General features: G+C 68.2%; 20 protein-coding genes and 1 pseudogene. 9 read left to right on the forward strand and 12 right to left on the reverse strand.

Annotated features, from left to right (window positions below; translation table 11 throughout):
• Positions 1-228: 228 nt before the first annotated feature.
• The 4 genes from WMF29_RS06530 to WMF29_RS06545 all read left to right on the forward strand — a co-directional run bounded on the left by WMF29_RS06530 (position 229) and on the right by WMF29_RS06545 (position 4,133).
• A complete protein-coding gene (locus tag WMF29_RS06530) occupies positions 229-702 on the forward strand; it encodes a YciI family protein (protein WP_437328007.1) in 474 nt (157 codons plus the stop codon).
• On the forward strand, positions 692-1,183 hold the full coding sequence (locus tag WMF29_RS06535) for a DoxX family membrane protein (protein WP_437328008.1): 492 nt from the start codon (positions 692-694) through the stop codon (positions 1,181-1,183). The genes WMF29_RS06530 and WMF29_RS06535 overlap by 11 nt, the downstream gene beginning before the upstream one ends.
• A gap of 773 nt (positions 1,184-1,956) precedes the next feature.
• Positions 1,957-2,475: a chemotaxis protein CheW gene (locus WMF29_RS06540; RefSeq protein ID WP_437328009.1), complete on the forward strand. Its 519-nt coding sequence runs from the start codon at positions 1,957-1,959 to the stop codon at positions 2,473-2,475.
• Positions 2,454-4,133: a methyl-accepting chemotaxis protein gene (locus WMF29_RS06545; protein ID WP_437328010.1), complete on the forward strand. Its 1,680-nt coding sequence runs from the start codon at positions 2,454-2,456 to the stop codon at positions 4,131-4,133. Before WMF29_RS06540 ends, WMF29_RS06545 begins: the two co-directional genes overlap by 22 nt.
• Positions 4,134-4,168: 35 nt before the next feature.
• On the opposite strand, the gene WMF29_RS06550 is transcribed toward WMF29_RS06545, so the two are convergent.
• The 6 genes from WMF29_RS06550 to WMF29_RS06575 form a co-directional block, all read right to left on the reverse strand.
• A complete protein-coding gene (locus WMF29_RS06550) occupies positions 4,169-5,122 on the reverse strand; it encodes a hypothetical protein (protein WP_437328011.1) in 954 nt (317 codons plus the stop codon).
• A 300-nt stretch (positions 5,123-5,422) separates the two neighbouring features.
• Positions 5,423-5,632: a hypothetical protein gene (locus WMF29_RS06555; RefSeq protein WP_437328012.1), complete on the reverse strand. Its 210-nt coding sequence runs from the start codon at positions 5,630-5,632 to the stop codon at positions 5,423-5,425.
• 133 nt (positions 5,633-5,765) lie between these two features.
• Positions 5,766-6,602 carry a YoaK family protein gene (locus WMF29_RS06560; RefSeq protein WP_437328013.1) on the reverse strand — a complete coding sequence of 279 codons (837 nt, stop codon included), beginning with the start codon at positions 6,600-6,602 and terminating at the stop codon, positions 5,766-5,768.
• The gene (locus WMF29_RS06565; protein ID WP_437328014.1) at positions 6,491-6,889 is read right to left on the reverse strand and encodes a hypothetical protein; all 399 of its coding nucleotides are present in this window, start codon (positions 6,887-6,889) and stop codon (positions 6,491-6,493) included. Before WMF29_RS06565 ends, WMF29_RS06560 begins: the two co-directional genes overlap by 112 nt.
• A 260-nt stretch (positions 6,890-7,149) precedes the next feature.
• Positions 7,150-7,866, reverse strand: coding sequence for an endonuclease III domain-containing protein (locus WMF29_RS06570; protein WP_437328015.1), 717 nt, complete (start codon positions 7,864-7,866; stop codon positions 7,150-7,152).
• A gap of 398 nt (positions 7,867-8,264) precedes the next feature.
• Complete coding sequence (locus WMF29_RS06575; protein ID WP_437328016.1) at positions 8,265-9,866, reverse strand: PAS domain-containing protein; 1,602 nt, start codon at positions 9,864-9,866, stop codon at positions 8,265-8,267.
• 233 nt (positions 9,867-10,099) lie between these two features.
• Between WMF29_RS06575 and WMF29_RS06580 the strand changes: the two genes are divergently transcribed.
• The 4 genes and pseudogenes from WMF29_RS06580 to WMF29_RS06595 all read left to right on the forward strand — a co-directional run bounded on the left by WMF29_RS06580 (position 10,100) and on the right by WMF29_RS06595 (position 12,380).
• Positions 10,100-10,270 carry a hypothetical protein gene (locus WMF29_RS06580; protein WP_437328017.1) on the forward strand — a complete coding sequence of 57 codons (171 nt, stop codon included), beginning with the start codon at positions 10,100-10,102 and terminating at the stop codon, positions 10,268-10,270.
• A gap of 240 nt (positions 10,271-10,510) precedes the next feature.
• The gene (locus WMF29_RS06585; RefSeq protein ID WP_437328018.1) at positions 10,511-10,771 is read left to right on the forward strand and encodes a hypothetical protein; all 261 of its coding nucleotides are present in this window, start codon (positions 10,511-10,513) and stop codon (positions 10,769-10,771) included.
• A gap of 194 nt (positions 10,772-10,965) precedes the next feature.
• A pseudogene (locus tag WMF29_RS06590) lies at positions 10,966-11,088 on the forward strand (hypothetical protein); the annotation flags it as partial.
• Between the two features lie 239 nt (positions 11,089-11,327).
• Positions 11,328-12,380: a LacI family DNA-binding transcriptional regulator gene (locus tag WMF29_RS06595; protein ID WP_437328019.1), complete on the forward strand. Its 1,053-nt coding sequence runs from the start codon at positions 11,328-11,330 to the stop codon at positions 12,378-12,380.
• Between the two features lie 460 nt (positions 12,381-12,840).
• On the opposite strand, the gene WMF29_RS06600 is transcribed toward WMF29_RS06595, so the two are convergent.
• The 6 genes from WMF29_RS06600 to WMF29_RS06625 form a co-directional block, all read right to left on the reverse strand.
• On the reverse strand, positions 12,841-13,257 hold the full coding sequence (locus WMF29_RS06600; RefSeq protein WP_437328020.1) for a hypothetical protein: 417 nt from the start codon (positions 13,255-13,257) through the stop codon (positions 12,841-12,843).
• Between the two features lie 403 nt (positions 13,258-13,660).
• Entirely contained in the window at positions 13,661-14,737 is a 1,077-nt protein-coding gene (locus WMF29_RS06605; protein WP_437328021.1) for a trypsin-like serine peptidase, read from the reverse strand.
• Between the two features lie 164 nt (positions 14,738-14,901).
• Complete coding sequence (locus WMF29_RS06610) at positions 14,902-16,200, reverse strand: patatin-like phospholipase family protein (protein WP_437328022.1); 1,299 nt, start codon at positions 16,198-16,200, stop codon at positions 14,902-14,904.
• A gap of 388 nt (positions 16,201-16,588) precedes the next feature.
• Positions 16,589-17,221 carry a glutathione S-transferase family protein gene (locus WMF29_RS06615; RefSeq protein WP_437328023.1) on the reverse strand — a complete coding sequence of 211 codons (633 nt, stop codon included), beginning with the start codon at positions 17,219-17,221 and terminating at the stop codon, positions 16,589-16,591.
• A 146-nt stretch (positions 17,222-17,367) separates the two neighbouring features.
• The gene (locus WMF29_RS06620) at positions 17,368-18,039 is read right to left on the reverse strand and encodes a bifunctional 4-hydroxy-2-oxoglutarate aldolase/2-dehydro-3-deoxy-phosphogluconate aldolase (RefSeq protein WP_437328024.1); all 672 of its coding nucleotides are present in this window, start codon (positions 18,037-18,039) and stop codon (positions 17,368-17,370) included.
• Complete coding sequence (locus WMF29_RS06625; RefSeq protein ID WP_437328025.1) at positions 18,036-19,124, reverse strand: sugar kinase; 1,089 nt, start codon at positions 19,122-19,124, stop codon at positions 18,036-18,038. The genes WMF29_RS06620 and WMF29_RS06625 overlap by 4 nt, the downstream gene beginning before the upstream one ends.
• Before the next feature lie 720 nt (positions 19,125-19,844).
• On the opposite strand from WMF29_RS06625, the gene WMF29_RS06630 reads away from it, so the two are divergent.
• Positions 19,845-20,876 (forward strand): amidohydrolase family protein, encoded by a 1,032-nt coding sequence (locus tag WMF29_RS06630; protein ID WP_272100919.1) that lies wholly within the window; start codon positions 19,845-19,847, stop codon positions 20,874-20,876.
• The last annotated feature ends 143 nt before the right edge of the window (positions 20,877-21,019 follow it).

The following is a 21,019-nucleotide window of genomic DNA, read 5'->3' on the forward strand; positions in this document are numbered from 1 at the left end:
GCCCAGGCCAGCGCCGTGTAGACGGGGATCTGCGGCGTGTCCGTGGACCCGCCAGCGGCCGCGAGGCTGTCCAAAGTCGCTTGATTTCGGTCATGTAGCGCACACGACAAAAAAGATTCGCCCGGCGTGTCGATCCGACCGACCCTCGTTCGTCGTCACGGTGAAGGCAGGGGGACACCCGGTCTAGGCCCGCCGGTCCCCCGCTTCGAACCCTCAGGAGAGACGACGATGCGATTCATGATCACCGCAGGACGAGCCGAGGACGACGCGAAGGCGCCCGGCGCGAACGATGCGAAGGCCGAGGCGGATGCGCCTATCGACGAGAAGCTGTTTGCCGCCTACATGAAGTACAATGACGACATGACGAAGGCCGGCGTGCTGATCGCCTCCGAAGGGCTCAACCCGAGCGGGGCCCGCGCGCGCATCGGGATCGTCGGCGGAAAGCGCGTCGTGCTCGATGGGCCCTTCGCCGAGTCGAAGGAGCTGGTCGGCGGGTTCTACCTTATCGAGGTGAGCTCCAAGGAGGAGGCGATCGAATGGGCCCTGCGGTGCCCGGTCGGGTTCGGCAGCGACGAGGTGCTCACGATTCACCAGATGACGGAGCTCTCGGATATCCCGCTACGGTTCAGGGAGATCATCGAGGAAGTCGCGCCCACCTGGAGCGCGTCGCTCTCGAAGGGGAGATCGACTCATGGCAGCTGAAAACCTGCATCCGGCGCACGTGGCCGAAGGGCGCGCCGCCTTGCCGATCGCTCGCTATCTACCGGTCGCCGCACGGGTCCTGTTGGGGCTGGTCTTCTTCGTGTTCGGGCTCGATGGGTTCCTGCAGTTCATGCCACGACCCTCGGTTCAAATGTCCGAGGGAGCGGCGGCCTTCAGCGCCGGGCTCATGAGCGCGGGCTACATGTTCCCGATGATCAAGGGCACCGAGGTGATCGCCGGGGCGCTGCTCCTGTCGAACCGCTTCGTGCCGCTGGCCCTGGCGCTCCTCGCGCCGGTCGTCGTCAACATCTTCGCGTTCCATGCCTTCCTCGCGCCGGATGGGATGGGCGTCACCATGGCCATCCTGGTGCTGGAGCTCTACCTGGCCTGGGCGTACCGGAGCGCGTTCCGCCCCATGCTCGCCGCGCGCGCCGCGCGCGCCACGCCAGAGACCGCGAGAGCCGACGCTCGTTCGTCCTGACAGCGGAGCGAGGTTTCACGCCCGGTCGCGACCGTGAGGCGGCCCGGCGTCACACCAGGGAAGGACCTGGACCGGCCCGAGCAACGGGGAGCGCTGCGCATCGAGCGCACCGCATCAGGAGTCTCCCTCGTCCAGGAGCGCTAATTCGGCGGGCGTGTGCTCGAGCGCCACGAGCTCCCCCTGGGCTCGACATCCGAACGCACCCGCGTGTCGCTCCTTCAGGCCTGCTGTGCGTCGTTGCGGCGCACATCCTTTGCTTCCCTGCTACCTGCCTCCCTGCTGCCTCCTTCCACCCGCCTTCGACCTCCATGAGCTCCCTGTCGCGGAGCTCGCGCGCCTGTTCCGCGCGCGATCGCTGTCGCTGCGGGGATGGCGCCCCCACTCGAGGATGCGCGCGCCGGCTGCAGGCCCACCAGCGCCAGCGCCTGCCCGCCTGCATACCACCAGAGTCGTGGCCTCGAACCTCATGGAGAGGATCCGGGCGCGCCGGCAAATCATCGCGACCGACAGGGACCAGATACGTGCGTGTTGAAAATTTCTATTGAAGATTCCGCCTACTCTCGTGGTAGGGTGATCCTGCTGGGGGGAGACGCCCTGCAGGTAGGTGGAAGAGGGGGAGTCGTGCTCATGCGCAATGGCACGGCCATCCTATGTCCGCTGAATCGGATCGAGGGGGGCCCGACGATGTCCATCGGCCGCCGGAGGCAGCCCAGGATGAGCCGGCGCCCCGGCGCGCAGGGCGCCCGTTTTCCATCTCTCTCCATGGAGGCGTCATGATTCCCGACGCGTCGAGCCCCGTGTCGCAATATATCTCCTTCATCATCGCGGGGGACGAGTACGCCGTGAACATCCTCCGGGCGCGGGAGATCGTCGAGCTCAGCGTCACCTCGCGGGTCCCGATGATGCCAGCGTGCATCGTCGGCGCCATGAGCCTTCGGGGCCGCGTCGTGCCGGTCATCGATCTCGCGGTCAAGCTCGGGCTGCCGCCGACGAGGGTGAGCCGGTGGACATGCGTCCTCATCGTCGAGAGCGAGCTCGACGGCGAGAACACCCGCCTCGGCCTGCTCATCGACGGCGTGGGCGATGTGCTCACGCTCTCCGAGGACGAGATCGAGCACGCGCCGGCCTTCGGCGCGCAGGCGCGCGTGGATCAGCTGCTCGGGATGGCGAAGGTGGGCCAGAAGCTCGTGCTGCTGCTCAACATCGACCGCATCCTCTCGCCGGCGGAGCTCTTAGGAAGCCGCACCACATCTAGCCCGGAGCATGCATCATGCTTGCGCATATCGGAGTAGGCCGGAAGCTCTACCTCGGCTTCGCCGCCATGGTCGTCCTCGTCCTCGGACTGGCGGGCACGGCCTACAAGAGGTTCTCGGAGCTCGACGAGGCCCGCTCATGGGACCAGCACACGTACGAGGTGATGCTCACGACGAGCGAGATCATGAAGTCGCTGCTCGACACCGAGACAGGAGAGCGCGGCTTCATCATCACCGGGGTGGAAGCGTTCCTGGAGCCGTACCGCAGCGGGCGCGACCGGTTCGAGCAAAGCCTGAGCCGTGCCCGGGAGCTCACCAGGGACAACCCGCGCCAGCAGACGCGCCTCGAGAAGATCGGCAAGCTCCACGACGAGTGGCTCTCCTCCGTGCTGGAGCCGATCATCCAGCACCGCCGCAGCGCGGACGAGGCGAGGGCGCCGGCGGATCGCGCCGCCGAGGAGGTCAGGAAGGGGCGCGGAAAGACCCTCATGGACCAGATGCGCGCGGCGCTCAAGGAGATCGACGACGAGGAGATCTCCCTCCTCGGCCAGCGGCAGGCGGCGACGAACGCGCTCGTCAAGACGATGTACGTGACGCTGCAGATTGGAGGTCTGCTCGCGATCATCGTCGCCGCCGTGCTCGCCGTCGTCTTCAGCAGGATGATCCTCTTGCCGCTCACCCAGGCGGTGTCGATCCACCAGCGCATCGCCGGGGGCGACTTCACGGGCCACGTCACGGTGAAGAGCTTTGACGAGTTCGGCCAGATGCTCGGCGCCGTGAAGGCCATGTCGGAGCGCCTGGCGGGCCTCATCGGCGAGGTCCGGAGCGGCGCGGTCTCGGTCTCCTCGGTCTCGGTGCAGCTCTCGGCGACGGCGCAGAGCCTGTCGCAGGGCACCAGCGAGCAGGCGGCGTCCGTGGAGGAGACGATGACCAGCCTGCAGCAGCTGAGCGGCACGATCGCGAAGAACGCCGCCAACTGCAAGCAGGTCGAGGAGACGGCGCACCGGAGGACGAGGGACGCGGAGCAGAGCGGTCAGGCGGTCCGGGAGACGGTCGAGGCGATGAAGTCGATCACCCAGCGGATCGCGATCATCGAGGAGATCGCGTACCAGACGAACCTGCTCGCCTTGAACGCCGCGATCGAGGCGGCTCGCGCGGGCGAGCACGGCAGGGGCTTCGCCGTGGTCGCCACGGAGGTGCGGCGGCTGGCCGAGCGAAGCCGGGATGCGGCGAAGGAGATCGGCTCGTTCGCCGCGTCGAGCATCGTCGTCGCGGAGCGCTCGGGACAGCTCATCGCGGACCTCGTCCCGTCGATCCGGGAGACCGCGGAGCTGGTGCAGGGCGTCGCCATGGCATCCAGGGAGCAGTCGAACGGCGTGACCCAGATCAGCGGTGCGGTGGAGCTGATTGAGCAGGCCACGCAGCGCAACGCGGCGATCTCCGAGGAGCTCGCCAGCACGGCGGCCGAGCTCTCGGCGCAGGCAGAGCAGCTCCAGAACGTGATGGCGTCGTTCCGCCTCGCGCAGGAGAGCGACGGCGACCCGGGCCACCGGCCTGCGGCGCCGGGGCGCCTACCGGACCGCCGCGGCGACAAGGCGCTGTGGAGGCCGCCGCAGAAGGGCCCCCCGAGCGGCGGCGCATCGAGCAACGGGCGCGCGCCGCGCGCCGCGGGCGATCAGGACTTCGTCCCCTTCTAGAGGAACGCACAGCAGCGGGCGCCGCCTCTCCCACGTCACGGCTCGAACGGCCGTAGGACCGCCTCGATGAGCTCAGGATCGCGGATCTCTACGTCCTGGAGGAGACCGATGGCGAAGTGCTCCGCGGAGATCTCTTCGGCGGAGAGGATGTACTCGGTCGTCGTCCCGAGCTGCTCGAACAGACCTTCCGCGGACTCGAGAGAGTGAAGCGCGCCGCTCTCGGGCTCCACCAGCCACAGCTCCAGGTAGTCGAAGAACGATCCACCTTCGTAGTCCGAGCGCGCGATGGTGGCGAGGGCCACGTCCACAGGCGCGCCATCGAATGAAACGCGGATGACCTCCTCGAGGAGCGGATCATCAGGGTTCGTGATTTTCCTGTCCGCCAGGCCCGGCGGAAGGGTCAGGCCCTGGACGCGGGAAAAGCCGAGCGCCTCATGCGCCGGCCAGCGGACGACGTCGGGGTTCGCGCGGCTCCAGATATGAAACAGCTCGTGCGCCACGGTATGGATCTGAAGGGCGGGATCCAGGCCGAAGAACTGATCGCAGAGGAATACCGTTCCGCTCCGTGTGTAGGCGGCCGGCGCTCCTTCTTCCTCGCCATCCGTGCGGACGAAGCGGACCTCCGGGGGATTCGCCGGGGGACGCAGGCCGCTCTCCGCCATCCGGTCGAGGACGGCGTTCACCTGTTCGCCGACGTTCTCCTTCTCGGCCTCGGAGAACGCGAGGACATGCTTCCGCACGACGCCCAGGTAGTCCTCGACCGCGACGGGCCGCGGAGCGCCCGTCCTGCTCTCCAGATCGAACGCGCTCAAGGCCGAGACGAACTCGTCTCGGCGGCTGATCTCCTCACGGGCCTCGTCCTCGCTCAGGAACACCGGCGTCATCGTGGCCGGGATCTCGCCGAGATCGCGGCTGTCCTGCGGGTCGTTTGCCTCGTCGCTGCAGGCGGCCGGCAAGAAGAGGAGCGCCATCACCGTAGGCCAAAACATCGCCGCCGCATTGGTTCGGCGGCGAAGCGCTCTCATCGCCGCGTCGCCGTGCATCGTATCCATGTGGACTCTTCTCCTGTTCGCGTCCATGGTCTCCGCCTTCATCGGATGGCGCTTGTGCTCCATCAGGTTGGAGCGAGCTCCGAAGGAGTGCCCGGCAGCAGGAGGATCGTTCAAGGCGGCGACTCATGTCCTCGCGCCTTGTTCCGAGCCCGGCGGAGCGCCCGAGCGTGCAGCCCGTGAGGTGGCGTCGGGGGATGCTCGAGGCCCGTCTCCTCGTGCGCGCGCGACGCCCGGGCGTCAGCCGCTCCGCGCGCGCCGCAGCATCGCGACGCTCGCGAGCGTCGACGCGCTGAGCACGAGCCACATCGCGGCGTACCCCTTGGTGGAGGCGAAGAGCGGACGCAGGAGATCGATGGCCGCGCCGGTGAGCGCGGGCCCAAGGAGCGTCCCGATGCCGCCGCTCACGTCGAAGAGGCCCGCCGCGGCGCCGTGGCTTCGAGCGGGCATCCGCTGCATGAGGATCGCGTAGGGCAGGGTGCTCGCTGCCCCGCCGCAGAAGGCGATAGCCCCAGGCCGGGGGCGCCGAGGAGAAGGAGGAGGCGTCGCTCCGCGCTCGAGAGCCGCGCCCGCGCCGGCCGCTTCACTCGCCGCTCCGGCGCCGCTGCTCCCGGCGCCACGCGGCCGTCCCGCTGGGCCCGCCCATGGGCCACGCGAGGTCGATCACCACCAGCGAGACGAGCAGCAGGACCGGGATCGCCAGCGCGTGCGCGCGCCAGCGCGCGTACGCGAGCGCGCTCGCGGCGGCGCCCGCCACGAAGCTCGGCCAGATCAGCCCCGTGGCCACGAGGTGTCGCGCCGTCGAGCGCATGTCGACGGGGGCGTCGCGAGGCCTGGCGAGCAGCTGGGCCAGCTCTTCGGCGAAGTTGGTGAGCATGCCGGTGATGTACGTGGTGCGCACCGTCACGCCGTCGATGCGGCGGAACGTGGCCGTCTGCACCCCCATCGCCAGGCTGACGAGCGACGCCTGCAGGTCGAACGCCCAGGCCGGCTCGAGCGGGACCGGCCCCGCGTGCGCGGTCACGCTCACCCCGGCGAGGAAGCCCACGAGCAGGGCCGCGGTGAGCGCGAGGCCCGGCGCGACCGCGGCGCGCACGCCGCGATGGATGCAGGCCTCGGCGAGCGCGGCGCCGCCCACCACGCCCGCCATGAAGACCACGGCCGGGAGCCCGCGCGTCACGATCGCGCGCGCATCTCCGCGGGCGATGGCCTGAGCCAAAAATGGGTGGCTTTCTGGAAGGCACTTGAAGCGCCTATCCGCTCCCCGGGCAGCCCGACGCGCTGATGGTCTGATGCAGCGCGCGGCCGTCAGCCGTGATCGTCGGCCGCCATGGAGCGCAGGACGCGCTCGGAGGCTTCGGCGTGCTCGAGCAGCAGCGCCGCAAAACCGCGCTGAAGCTCGATCTTGCGGCGCATCCACGCCTCGAAGGCGCCGCGGTCGAAGCGCGCGAGGTCGTGGGGGGCGGCGGGCAGATCGCCCGCAGCCCGCATTGCCTCCGCGGCGCGGCCCGCCGCCTCGCCGATCCCGCGGTAGCCGGCGGCCACCCGGCGCATCGCGTCGTGTTCGAGGCGGGCCTCGGGCGTGGCGCTGCCCACCCAGGCCGCGTGGGCTTCCAGGTTGTCGGCCACATGTCGGAACAGCTCCGCCAGCCGCTCGGGAACCACCGCGTTGTTCGCCAGATCGCGTCCACAGGGCTCGTCGTCCATCGGTACCTCCTGTCCATTCGCCCCAACGCGCGAGGCGTCGGGTCGTGACCGCAGGCCGCAGTCCAGGAGCGGGCGTTCGGGCGTGTGGTATCCATGGCGGCAGCGGTGTTGTCGTCCCCTGCGCCCGCTACGATGGCGGGTCGCCCGCCGCGGAGCCCTGCCGATGACCGACGTCCACCACGCCGAAGCCACCGCCTTCTTCGACGACTTCGTCGCCGCGTTCGCGCGCTTCAGGGCCAAGCGGACCGCGCCGACGTGGCTCAACGGTGGTCGCCGACCCCGACCTGACGGCAGAATTCGAGCACGGTGCATGTCGAGCACCTGGGTCGCGCGCCGGTGCACACGTGCTTGCCGAACGGTACCAGCAACCGGTTGATCTCGACCCAGTGGGCGCGGGGCAGGTGGTCTTCGAGCGCCGTGGTCGTCGCATCGGGCGTCCGCGTCGCCACGTAGCCCCAGCGGTTCGTGATGCGGTGGACGTGCACGTCCACGCTGATGCGGCTCTCGCCGCAGGCGACGCCGAGCACAAGGTTCGCGCACTTTGGACCGACGCCGCGGAAGCCGGTGAGGACGTCGTACGAGCACGGCAGCACGCCACCCAGGTCGTCCCGCGTGCGGTGCGCAATGGCGTGGATCTGGCGTGCCTTGACGTCGGCGAAGGTCGAGGGGGCGATGTGCCGCTCGATCTCGACGGGCGTCAGCTCGGCGATGGCCTCGGGTGTGCGGGCGACCGCGAAGAGCCGCTTCACGGCCGGGATGGTGACCTCATCGAGGGTGCGGATGGAGATGATACACGCGACGAGCTGCTCGAACACCGAAGCGTAGCCGTCGTCGGCGAGCGCGAACATCGCGGCCTTGGGGAACGGCCGGACCGCCTCGCGCACCCGCGCCAGCACCTGCTCGATGTCGAAGGGCCGCTTACCGGGAGCGCTTAGGTCGGCGGGGGCCGCGGGGGAGGGGGCTCGCCTGTTGCTCACCTGGCCTTCTCCGCGTCGCCCTGCATCTCGATCTCTCCGAACAACCATCTTCGAGCAGCGGTACCTCGATGACCAGCCCCCCACGAAGCGGCGGGCAAAGGCGACGGGGACACGAAGCCGGCTGCGCTGGTGGCGACGCCGCGCTTTACGGCGTTCACGCCGCTCGGATGCGCTGTTGCACTTTGCCGTGCTCGGACGGCAGGCGATCGACTTGTTACGTTGTCGGGCAGCCGACCCCCGGCGTGAGGCCGGCAGAAGAGTGATCGCGCCTCCGCGCTGGACCGGTGAGGAGCATGCTCGTCGCCGAGATCGATGGTGGTGAGCTGGGTTGTTCGCCGTGCAGGAGCCGCACGGCGTTCCTCGTCGCCTCTGCGGAGGAGGGGAGGCGCCGGCGGCGCTCAGCGCCGTGCGGGCAGCGAGCGGAGACAGACCTCGATCCCGGCGCGCAGATTGCCGTGCGTGGTGACGCCGGAGAGGTCGACCCCGATGCCGCACATGGATTGCGCGACGGCGGGCCCGATGCCGGTGAGGACGCCGCTCGCGCCGAGCAGGCGGATCGCGCGGACGATGCGGACGAGGTGGTCGGCCGTCGCGGCGTCGACGCTCTCGATGCCGGTGACGTCGATGATGGCGAAGCGAGCGCCAGTGCGCACGACCTCGTCGAGGAGCTTGCTGGTGACGTCGGACGCGCGGGCGTCGTCGAGCGCGCCGATGAGGGGCACGGCGAGCACGCCCTCGGCGACCTGGAGGATGGGCGTGGACAGGGCGCGGATGAGCGCCTGCTGGCGCTGGATGACCGCGAGCTGAGCGGCGATGGCCTGCTTTTGCCGCTCGAGCTCGGCGATGGTGGCGGTCATGTGCTCCTCGTGCTCCCGCTGCGCCGTGATGTCCGTTCCAATGGCGAGGATGTGCGCCGTGCCGTCCTGCTCGACGAGAGGCACCTTGACGACGGACATCCACCGCGTCTTGCTGTTCGGGCGCGTGACGGGGTGAACCCTCGAGATAGGCTGCATGCGCGCGAGCACCTCCCGGTCCATCTCGCCGATGACGGAGAGCTCGGCGTGGGAGCGCGGCAGATCGGTAACGGTCTTGCCCACCGCGGCGTCCACCGTGGTGTCGTACAGTTCAGCATAGCTCTTGCTGACGAGCTTCATCTTGCCGTCTCGATCCTTGACCGTGACGACGATCGGGATGGTGTCGAGCACGAGGCGGATGAACTGCCGCTCGCGCTCGAGGGCGAGCTCTGCCTCCTTGAGCGCGGTGGTGTCGATCCGCAGGCCGACGAAGCTGCCGTCGGCGAGGCGGCCGCTCTTGAGGGCGATCCAGCGGTCCCCGAACCGCCGCATGTAGACGTCCCCGGGGCTGCGATGCTCCGCGAGGCGAGCGGCGACCCACTCGTCTTCGCTCAGGCCGCTGTGGAGGTGAATCCCGTTCCGGCAGCCCTCGCGGACGACGTCTTCGAACGCATTGCCTATCTGCATGGCGGCGGCGCATTCGGGGTAGAGCGACTTGTACGCCGTGTTGAAGAAGCGGAGCCGATCCTCGGCATCGTAGATGACGAAGCCGACGTCGAGCGCCTCGATGGCGTCGTTGATGCGCGCTCCTCGATCGCGCGCCGCCAGCTCGGCCCGGCGCTGCTCGGTCACGCCGCGCAGCGCGAGGAGCACCCCGGCGCACGCGCCCGCGGGGTCGACGAGCGGGCTGAGGCTCCCCTCGGCGAGGACGACGCGCTCGTTCGCGAGGTGGAGGGTGAAGTCGGGCGGCAGGGCGCGCGGGGCGCGATCGCGGAGCACCTGTTCGAGCAGCGCGCCGAGGGGCGGATGGGGCCGAAGCGCCTCATCGACGGGCGCTCCGCGCGCCGTCGCCCCGGGCGTGGAGGACAGGCGCTCGGCGGCGGGGTTCAGCGCCAGGATCCGGCCGCTTTCGTCGAGCAAGAGCAGCGGATCGACGCTGCAGGTGAAGGCGAGCGAGTAGAGATCGACAGGAGCGTCGCTAGGCATCGGGAGCAGCGTAGAGCAAGATTTCCTTACGGTGTTGGCCTCGGTGACCCCATGGCGCGTCCGCAGACAGCGGAGCTTCCGCCGAGCTCGGCGTGGGCTCGAGCCTTGAACCGCCGGACGATCGCGGCCGCCGACGCGGCGCCTCCTGGACGACCACGTGCCGTGGCACACCGGCAGCCGGCATGGACCCAACCCGGGTCCAGCTCTCAAGCCCCGGGCCTGGGGAGCTCGCCGTGACGGATCCGTCGCATCGGGCGGCCGTGGTCGCCTCGATCGTCAGCACCCTGAGCCGCGCCGTCGCCCTCGGGGATGAGGTGGGGGCCCGGGTCGTTCACGAGGCGATCGGTCGGCTGCTCGGCCTGACGCCAGCGCCGAACGGGCGAGCAAGGACGCGTCGACAGTAGCAGGCCACGTGGACGAGGTGCCAGAGTGCGATAGACGCGGAGATCCGCGTAGGCCGAACCGCGTCGTCACGATCCGCTTCGCCATGGATTTGGCACGACCCAGGGACCGCCAATCCCTGGGAGCGCAGCGGGCCGACGACGCCCCCGCTCCGGTCGACGACCTGGCGAGTCCGAGCTGCCACGCGACCGGGAGAAGGCGGCCCCAACATCGCCGCCGCGGCGAGGCGCAACGTGCTCTTGATGGGTGCACCGGGCTCCGGTGGAGCCGGCAACAAGATCTGCCTACGCGTGGAGGTCAACGTCCGCACAGACATGGGCGGCGCGCAAGCGCGATTCTCCTGCAGCACGGACGGCACCCGATTCACCTGCCTGGGCAACACGCTCAACATGAACAAGGATTGGCAATACTTCCTGGGCTATCGCTCCGGCATCGTCAATCACGCCACGCAGTCTTCAGGCGGCTCGGTGAACGTTGCTTCCTTCGAGGTAACCACGCCGTGAGATGCGGGCCGGCCCAAGGAGGCGGGCCCCCCCATCGACGCCATTGGCTGCCAGGCCCACGGCACGGGTGACCTGTCCGCCGCCACCGTGAAGCGGTTCATCGACGCGATCACCTCCGAGACCAGCTGTCTGGCGACACCTGACGAAGCTCCGGGAGAGCGGCGAGGTCGAAGAATGGGCGCGCCTGCCGGGTCGAATCGGGGCCCAGCTCCCCGGCGGGCGCGGTCGCCGCCCTGGTCGCGCTGGGCGGGGTCGTGGCCCAGCGGCGCGCGCGAAAGGCAGGAGCGAGTCGGGTCGCCGACGCGTGCGGCGGCTGATCGTGTCCGGATCGAGGCGAGCGGCGCCACCACCGGCGGCTGACGACCCGCTGAGGGCAAAGCCGGAGGACGAGGCCCGACCGGGGACGTTCACGCCGAGCCGCCCCTCCGCCGCCGAGAGCGGGCCCGGCCAATGGCAAGGCGCCGCTCGCGCGGCGCATCAGGAGAAGCGGGCGCCGGGGTGCGGTCGTGGTGGATGTCGATACCATTCCCCCCGCGCGCGACTAAGCTTGGCCCCGATGGACGACAACTCTCCTCCCGAGGGGCGCATCAAGAGAGGCGGGCGCCGTGCCGCGGTCATGGTCGACGTGGCCAAGCTCGCCGGCGTCTCGTACCAGACGGTCTCGCGGGTCCTGCACGACAGCCCCCACGTGCATCGGGACACGCGGGAGCGCGTGCTCGACGCGATCCGCCAGCTCGACTACCGCCCGAGCTCCGTGGCGCAGGCGCTCGTCACCGGGCGCTCGCGGACGCTCGGTGTGGTCAGCTTCGACACGACGCACTACGGCCCGGCGTCGACGCTCCACGGGCTCGAGACGGCGGCGCACGACGCCGGGTACGGCGTCAGCGTCGTCAGCCTGAAGTCGCTCAGCCGCGCGCCGGTGGTGGATGCGGTGAAGAGGCTGTGCGATCAGGGCGCCGACGGCATCATGGTCATCGCCCCGCTGCGGTCCGCGGTGGACGCGCTCCGCCACGTCACCTCCGACGTGCCGGTGGTCGCCGTCGAAGGGGGGCCGGACGATTCGGTCCCGGTGGTCGCCGTCGACCAGCTCGGCGGCGCGGCGGCCGCGACCCGCCATCTCCTCGACCTGGGTCACCGGACGGTGTGGCACATCGCCGGTTCGGTCGACTCGCTCGAGGCCGAGCAGCGCATCGAAGGCTGGCGTTCGACGCTGGAGGCCGCGGGCGTCGAGCCGCCGCCTCTCCTGCGCGGCGACTGGAGCGCACGCTCGGGCTACGAGCTCGCCCCGCAGCTGGCGCGCACGCCAGGCGCCACCGCCGTGTTCGTGGCCAACGACCAGATGACGCTGGGCGTGCTCCGCTACCTCCACGAGAGCGGACGCGTGGTGCCGCGGGACATCAGCGTCGTCGGCTTCGACGACATCCCGGAGGCGGCCTACTTCACGCCTCCGCTCACCACCGTCCGCCAGGACTTCTCCGAGCTGGGGCGCAGGTGCCTCCACTTGCTGCTCGGGCAGATCGAGAGCGGCCGCCGCTCCTGCTCGCGCGTCGTGGTCGATGCCGAGCTGATCTTGCGCAAGAGCACCGCCGCGGTCGCCCGGAACCGATGAGACTCCAGCCTGCCAGCTTCGTCTGCACCCATCCCCTCACGGATCAGAGACCCGTAATAGATCCGATGAGACAGTCGAATATCCACCGCAGCCATGAGGCGCTTATCCTCGTCGGGGTATAGAGGGCTTGGGGCCTTGTTGTCCGGCTCGGGAACCCGTCCACACTGTTCCGGATGTCGAAGTGGTTTCACGTGCAGCGGGTACTGCTCGGCAAGCTGGCCAGATAGCACCCGCTCAGCAAACTGCGTATTCCGGGCCGACGTGACGGCCGATTCCGAGCGCACGTGACGGTTGACGGCACGATGGTGCCGATCGGCAGCGAGGGGGTCTGCGGCCCGTTCATGAACGAGGCGGGAGAGGTGGCCACCCAGCCCAACGTCAAGAGCACCGCTGGCTCAGCGGTAATTACGCGATTTTCGTGAGAATATAAGTATAAATATGTGCCTGCGCAGCAAGGCCGCTACTCATCGCCGAAGCAGACTTTTACATACTCCTGGAGCTCCGATGCACAACTGCCGCTCGTGAGCTGAGGTACGTTACCGCCCGCGCGACAAGCCCATGAAGCACGACTGCCGCAATTGAAGTAGGCCTCCGCCTTCGGCGCGCACTCGGCACTGAACCGAGAAACGGTCTCATCACAGACTCTCCTGCATTTCGAGTCGTCTCTCACATAAGCTGGACAGCCTGCCCCTTCAGCCTGCTTGCGACACAGTCCCGCGCAGGCCGCGGCGACCTCGCCCAGCGGATTGTCGGCTCTCAGCAGCTCGCTTGCATCCTGCGCCTCTTCCGCCTTCTCGCTGTCCCCGATGGTGCCGTCGCCGCAGCCCAGGATGAGCAAAGCGAGCATCAGGACGATGGAAATGGCGGACACATGCATGATGGATTCTCCTTGGCGACCGGATCGTCGCGGTATCTGCGAGACGAGCGTCGTGCCGCGATGGTGACCAGATGATCGAGGCCGCGCCTTTTAACACGCGCCACGCGTCCCCTCGACGCCTATTTCGCCGCTCCCCGCCGAGGCCACAAATGATGAGTTCGCTCGCCGGACATCGCCGCTAGCACGTCGCCCGCGATTGGCCACCCTGATCAAGTCCACATGAGGCACCGCCTCCCCAGGCGACGCGCCGCTGCCGCCCCCGTCGGCCGGCTCCTCTGGTTCGGGCCTCTCCGATCGTTCTGATGCGCGACGGCGATCAAGTCATCGCCACGGGTGCTCGCTGCATCGCTGAACGGAGGGACGTCGCCTGCGTACCGGCCGTTCGCGTCCGGGCGGGAGGCGGTTACCGCCCGATTCCCCCGAGGATGTCTTTGATGACGCGCGCGGAAACGGCATAATTCGACTCCTGGGGCCGTCCCCCGAAATGTAGACCGAGCACGCTCCCGCTCTCGATGCTCATCACGAGCGATCCCGAGCTGCCTCCCAGCGTCGAGCAATCATGGAGAACGGTCTCCCCATGGACAGCTTTGATCCGACCCGGCGAGAGTCGCTTGGTGCCAGGAGGTCCGCGCAGAGCGCCCTCGATGACGGGGAGATCACCGGTGCGGCTGTCGATCGCCGGGTGTCCGATCGCAGCAACCCTGACGCCCGACGTTACTTCCTCGTCGCTCGCCCACGCAATCGGCTCAGGCACGGGCGCTCCGGCGGGTAATGGCTCAAGCTCCAGGAATGCGATGTCCGGGCCGTCGTCGCCTGGCGCCATGTATATCACCTTGGTGACCTCGACCTTCGCTCCTTCTGCGGTTCGGGCGTCTTCCTTCGAGAAGTCGACGAACGCACGGATGCGCCTGTTGTTGACTGGATGGTTGAAGAATGAGAACGTGTCCCCCTCAGGGTAGGCAAAGAATTTAGCGACGTGGTTGTTGGTCACGAGGATGTTGTGGTCGACGAGCCACCCTGTACCAGCCCAATCCAGGCTGGGATGGTTCTCCATGTCGATCCGCCCCACGGAGGGAATGAAGCGCTCGATCCTCGCGCGGGCATCCTCCAGCAACTGTCTCCACTCACCGCTCTCGGGCAGCTCAAATCTGTGGTTCAATATCCGGAGCATCGGTCGACCGAACTCGACAATACTTCGATATTGCCACATCAATTTACTGAGCATCGACATGTCGACGGAGAACGCCGGAGGCCGAGCGCTTCGTGGCTGCGGCGCTGTCGCGGCGGAGGACTGAGAGGCCTGCCCCGTGGGCGCGGGGGCCCGTGCGGGTGCGAGGCTCATGTCGAGTCCACCCCTGGAGATCGCCCTGTGTGCCATCATCTCCAGCTCGTCGATGGGGTGCGGCTGGCCCTTGCGCTGGAAGACCCGGCGGATCTCCTCGGCGAGCAGCGGATCATTGAGAATATCATCGAATCCCATGGTCCATTTCTCCAATCAGTGTGCGTTCTATCAGGGCCATGCGGTGGACGACCCCTCGACCGCGCGGCTCGCGCATTTCAAGGCTCCCGACGCATCTCAGCGCTTCGACGCGGACAAGCGACAACAGCCCGTGTCTGCGGAGCGAGCCGGACAGCGAGCGTGCTTCACCCGTGGCCGCCGGGAAGATTGGGATGCAGCAACCTCTTGAGCTCCTCCAGATCCTTCTTTTCGAGCAAGGCAAGAGCAGCGAGCGCGTTGTGTCTCGTCATCGACTGGATGTTGGAAAGCCCTTTGTCGCGCATGAACCTCTTCATCGCCCTGTGCCCCCTGTCGTACAGCATCTCCTTATCGAGGGCGGGCAGATCGAACTTGGTAACGGGGACGTTATCGGTGTTGATGTCGATCGTCCTCGCGAAGCGGAGCTCTTCGAACTTCTCTGTCGTGCTGATGTCGTGCGCGTCGATCGCCGTGCGGGTGAGCGCATAAAGCATCTTGAGCGCCAGCCATGGACGTTTCACGTCGTGGGGGCCTCCCTGAATGATCCGGATGCCCAGGGTCTTCGGTTCGTTCAGATAGCGCAGCAGCTCTTTGTTGCTGTCCCACAGCTCTCGACACGCGCTCCCCGACGGCCCCTCCTCGATGATCCCCGTCACCCCGAGGAAGTACTGCAGCATCTTCACTTCGTCCGGACAGTTCGCCACCATACCCGCGCAGTAGGGGGATTCTCGGTCCCACTCTCTCGTCGACATGGCGGGGTCGAATATCTCCAGTGGAAAGTTGCTCAGCAGGCCACCATCGACGATGATGCTCGCGGTGCCGCTACGACCTCTCGTGCGCACCGGCATGAAGACGAACGGAATGCTCATGCTCATCCTGACCGCGAGCGCCACATCCATGTGATCTGGATCGTACCCATAGTTCCATTCATTCAAGTCGTCCGGGATGATGAGCATCCGACCCCGCGTGATGTCGGATGCCACGATGTGGGCCTTGTATTTCCACCTTGCTTGAGGTCGGACGCACGCCCTTTCACATAGGCGCATGTAGTCGCGGTCCACCAGGTCGCCGAACGTCCGCACGCCTTTGTCGAGCAGCTTCGACCGGATGAAGTCCAGGAAGTAATCCCCCTTGTACATGCCGAGGTTATTGAGTATTCCGTAGGCCGGACCGATAACGGGCAGCTTGAACGACGGGTCGGTGAACTTCGCAATCTCTGGACCAGTGATGATCTCCGTGAGCTCTTTCGGTGTGTAGCCGGCAGCTCGAAGGGCGACGACGATCGCGCCCGCGGAGGTGCCTGCCAGCCGGCGTATCTCGACCTTCCGGCCGCTGCTACGATCCTCTTCGAGGGCGCTCAGCGCCCCCACCAGCGCGATCCCCTTCGCCCCGCCGCCCTCGAGCACGAGATTGACCTTCTCAGTCGCAGACGGACGATCATCGTCCCGCGCGCCGACATCACTCATGTTGACCCTCCTCGCCTACTTCGAGCGTAGCGCGGCGTCGCTTTCTATCAAATCCAATGCAATGGAGGTCCCGAGGTCGATCCGAATCTGTCCCTTACGGTCCCGACAGGTACCCAGGCGCCGCGCGGGCGGCACGTCCAAAGATCGGGTCGCCGGAGCACGGGGAGGGCGGGGCCATTGAACCGCCTCCTGCTCCCCGGATGCGGCTGGGCCCGGCCGTCCTTCACGAAATCGTAGTTACCGCGACAACTCGTATATGCCGCGCCGGTTTTAGGGAGAACCGGGCGCGCGGGGCGCGAGCTAGGGCGAGAACCATGAAAATCGCAGCCGTTTCCGGCGACCGCTCGCCATCGACCGGCTCTTCTGGCGGGATCCCTGGCACGCGGCGCTACACGGCCACGTGGAGCGGCTGTACCACCGCCGCGAACACCGGGAGCGCCTCGCAGCGCGCCGCGTGCGCGGCCAGCGCCGGCCGCTTCGCGGCGTCGGTGAGGGCCGGGTGCGCCTCGCCGACGAAGCGCAGCGCGCAGGCGACCGCGATGTCGGCGTGGCTGAAGTCGCCCAGCCACCAGGTGTCGCCGCGCCGGGCGGCGCGCTCCCGCTCCAGCAGGTCGAGCGTCTCGCCGATCTGCGCGGTGCAGCGCTCCACCCAGACAGGGCTCCGGCGATCGCCCGTGCGCAGCACGTGCTCGTAGAGCAGGCTCACCGCCTTGTCCGCGAGCCCCGTGGCGAGCGCACAGACCCGCAGCCCTGCGCGGCGCGCCTCGCCCGAGCGCGGCAGGAGCGCGCGCTCGGGCCCCACGAGGTCGTCGAGGGCGTCGAGGATCGCCGCGCTCTCCACGAGCGGCTCCCCGCCGTCCGTCACGAGCACGGGGACCCGCCGGAGCGGGTTGTACCTCGCGATGGACTCCGCGTCGGCCCACACCGACCACGGGCGGTGCTCGTACGCGAGCCCGTAATGCTGGAGCGCCACGGCGACGCGGCGCACGAAGGGAGAGTCGTACTGGCCAATCAGGATCATGACGGCTCGTTTAACCGAGCCTGCCCCGCGCGGCTACCAGACCGTGCACGCCCTGGCCGGCCGCGCCGAGGGCCCAGGCAACTCCATGTCGCGGCGGGCAGCTCCATCGAGGAGAGCTCCCGAGCGCTGCCCGCCGGAGCTGTTCTCTACGCCCGCGCGCCCTTCTTGAGCTCTGCACGCGCGGCGCCGACCACGGACATGAACTCACGCGCCCGCTCCGTGAGGACCTCGTCCTTGCCCGCCGCGAGCGCCGCGGCGTCCACGAGCTCGCCGCCGACCCCGAGCGCCACGGCGCCGGCCTCGATGAAATCCCTGGCTGTCGTCAGGTTGACCCCGCCGGTCGGCATCATCTTCACCTCCGGGAGCGGCGCGCGCAGGGCGCGCAGGTACTTCGCGCCCCCCATGGCGGAGCACGGGAACAGCTTCACCGTGTCGGCGCCGGCGTTCCACGCGGTGATCACCTCGGTCGGCGTGAGCGCCCCCGGGAATACCGCCTTCCCGAGATCGTGCGCCGCGCGGATGACCTCCAGGTCGAGCCCCGGGCTCACGATGAACTCGGCGCCGGCCTCGATGCACCGGCGTGCCGCGTCCGCGGTGAGCACGGTGCCCGCGCCGACGAGGACGCGGTCCCCCATCCGCGAGGCGATATCGCGCATGACGGACAGGGCGTCGGGGACGGTCATCGTGATCTCGATGACCTCGATGCCCCCCGCGCACAGCGCGCGAGCGGCCCGCACGGCGAGCTCTCCGCGCGGCGCGCGCACGACGGGGACGACGCCGATCTCCTCGACGCGGCGGACGACTTGCTCCCTGTTCATCGCTCGATCCTCGCGCCGGCCCCGCTCATGGCCCTCCGCACCTCGGCGAGCGACGCCATCGAGGTGTCCCCCGGGGTCGACATCGCCAGCGCGCCGTGCGCGACGCCGCACTCGAGCGCCCACCGCGGGCTCTGCTCGGTCAAGAGGCCATAGATGATCCCCGAAGCGAACGAGTCGCCACCGCCCACGCGGTCCAGGATCTCGATGTCTCGCTGCGGGACCTCGTGGAGCTCGCCCTTGTAGTACAGGATACCACCCCAGCCGTTCACGCTGGCGGTCTTGGCCGTCCGGAGGCTCGTGGCGACGACCGAGATGTTGGGATACGCCGCGACGACCTCGGAGATCATCCGGCGGAAGCCGTTCGTATCGAGCTGGCTGTAGCTGCTGTCCACGCCGGACACCTCGAAGCCGAGGCCCGCGACGAAGTCCTCCTCGTTGCCGAACACGCAGTCGACGTACGGCATGAGGGCGCGATTGACCTCGCGCGCCCGCCGCTGGCCGCCGAAGTTCTTCCACAGCGAGGGTCGGTAGTTGAGGTCGTAGGAGATCCGCACGTCATGCGCGCGCGCGACCTCCATGGCCTCGTGCGCCACGCCGGCCGTGGTCTCCGAGAGAGCGCAGAAGATGCCCCCTGTGTGCAACCAGCGCGCGCCGCGCTCGCCGAAGAGGGTCTCCCACGGCACGTCCCCGGGCCTGAGCTTGGACGCCGCGCTGTGGCCGCGGTCCGAGCAGCCGGCGGCGGCGCGGGGCCCGAAGCCGCGCTCGGTGAAGTTGAGGCCGTTGCGCACGTCCCGGCCCACGCCGTCGTAGTCGACCCAGCGCAGGAAGGACGTGTCGACCCCGCCCTGGAGCATCAGGTCCTCGATGAGGCGCCCGACGGCGTTGTCCGCGAGCGCCGTGACGATGGCGGTGCGGAGCCCGAAGCAGCGCCGGAGCCCCCGCGCCACGTTGTACTCTCCCCCGCCTTCGCAGACGTCGAACGTCCGCGCCGTGTGGACGCGGCGCTCACCCGGGTCGAGGCGCAGCATCACCTCGCCGAGGCTCACCTGGTCCCACTGGCAACCTTTTGCACTGCGAATCTGCATCTTCTTCTCCTCGACGGCTCATCACAGTTCTCTAGCGTCGCTTTCCCAGGGGTGGTGTCGGATCGCATAGGGAACCTTCTGTCACCTGAGGTGAGCGTGGCGATTCGCCTTTGAACTCCTTGAATCGATCTGCTCTCCCGTTCCTCCACGGCTGAGGTTCACAGTGAACCGGTGCGCGCGCGGGTCGCAGGTGAGACTTCGCACCCAACCCGGTCGATGCCGCCGCGACCTCGCCGTCGCTCGCGCCCATGACAACCGCGCGAACGGAGTCGGTGCAGAGATCGATCACGATGCCAGATAACGAAGGGCCGCCGCGCATCACGGCCTGCACAGGGGAGAGCGAAAGGATACCCAAGGCGAATTGTGAACGTTCACACTTCGGGTGTCAACCAAAATGGAACGGCGCGAGGATATCCCCAGATCCCAGATGCTCCCTGCTGGGATAGGCCCTTGGCCGGAGGCGAGCGGATTGGAAATTCGAATCTACATCGAACATGACCGCGGCCCGGTGCCCGCCTCTCTTGCCGCGCCGCTCCGGACGAGACGTGCCCGCCACCCGAGTCGGAGCTTGGCCGCAGAAACGAATTGGTGTTGACATCGAGAATGTGAACGTTCACATTACGGCCTCCTTATTCGGCTTTGTCATGAGGGGGTCGTCATGCGCAGCGGCACCTTCGCTCTCGGGATCGAGTTCGGCACCGACTCCAAAAAGACTGCACCATGAAAATACTCACGAGTATTCCGACGACTCTCGCCAAGCTGTGCCTGATGATGACGCTCTCGCCGCTCGCGGCGTGTGCATCCTCTTCCGCGACCACCGCGACGCCACCCGGGACGGCGGGCGACACGAGCAAAGCGGCGGCCCCGCTGGCCGTGCCGGCGGAAAAGCATGGTCCGATCCTCGACACGCACATCCATCTCTACCAGGTCACGCGTCCGGGCGGCGTCGTTTGGCCGGAAGCCAAGCAGAAGCCGATCTACCGCGACGTGTTGCCCCCGGAGTATGAAGCCATCGCGAAGCAGAATGGCGTCATCGGCACCGGCATCGTCGAAGCCAGCCCCGTCGTCGACGACAACTTCAAGGTCCTCGAGATGACGAAGGGCAACGACTTCTTCAAGTTCCTCGTCGCGCAGCTCGAGATCGGCTCGCCGAGCTTCAGCGCCGATCTGGCGCGCCTCGCCGCGGACCCGCGCGTGGTCGGCATTCGCGGCTTCCTCTGGAGCCCGAAGCTGACGCTCGACGCCAAGCAGCTCGCCTCGCTGGAGGAGCTCGCGGCCAAGGGCATGACGCTCGACATCATCAGCCGCGGCACCCTGAACCCGAAGGACAAGGTCGAGGCGCTCGCGACCGCGGTGCCCAAGCTCCGTATCATCATCGACCACCTGGCGGGCGCGAAAGGGCCGACGCCGGATCCGGCCTGGGTCGACGCGGTTCAGCGGCTGGCCAAGCACCCGAACATCTACATCAAGTTCTCGTCGTTCTTTGACATGTACAACCCGGCCGCCACCGAGGACGATCCCTGGAAGGCGCCGACCGATCTCGCGGCGTACAAGGCGCACTTCGACGTGCTGATGAAGGCCTTCGGCGAGGACCGGCTGATCTGGGGCAGCAACTGGCCCGTCGTCGACATGGGCGGCAGCCTCGCGTCGGAGATCGAGGTCGCCGAGCTCTACCTCAAGGAGTTTGGTCAGGGAGCGCGTGACAAGGTCATGTACAAGAACGCGCAGAAGTTCTACGCGCGTCACCCCTGAACAGCGGCGTCCCGGGCGCCACGGCGAAGGCGGCGCCCGCCGCCCCGCTCACCGATCGTAAAGCAACGCCACGTCGCTTCGGCTTCGGCCATTCGACATGGAGCTCTGTTCTTTGGCAGGACGAAGCGGCCCCGGCTGCGGAG

Origin of the sequence: Sorangium sp. So ce381 (assembly GCF_051473845.1) — a bacterium.
GTDB classification, from domain to species: Bacteria; Myxococcota_A; Polyangia; order Polyangiales; family Polyangiaceae; genus Sorangium; species Sorangium atrum.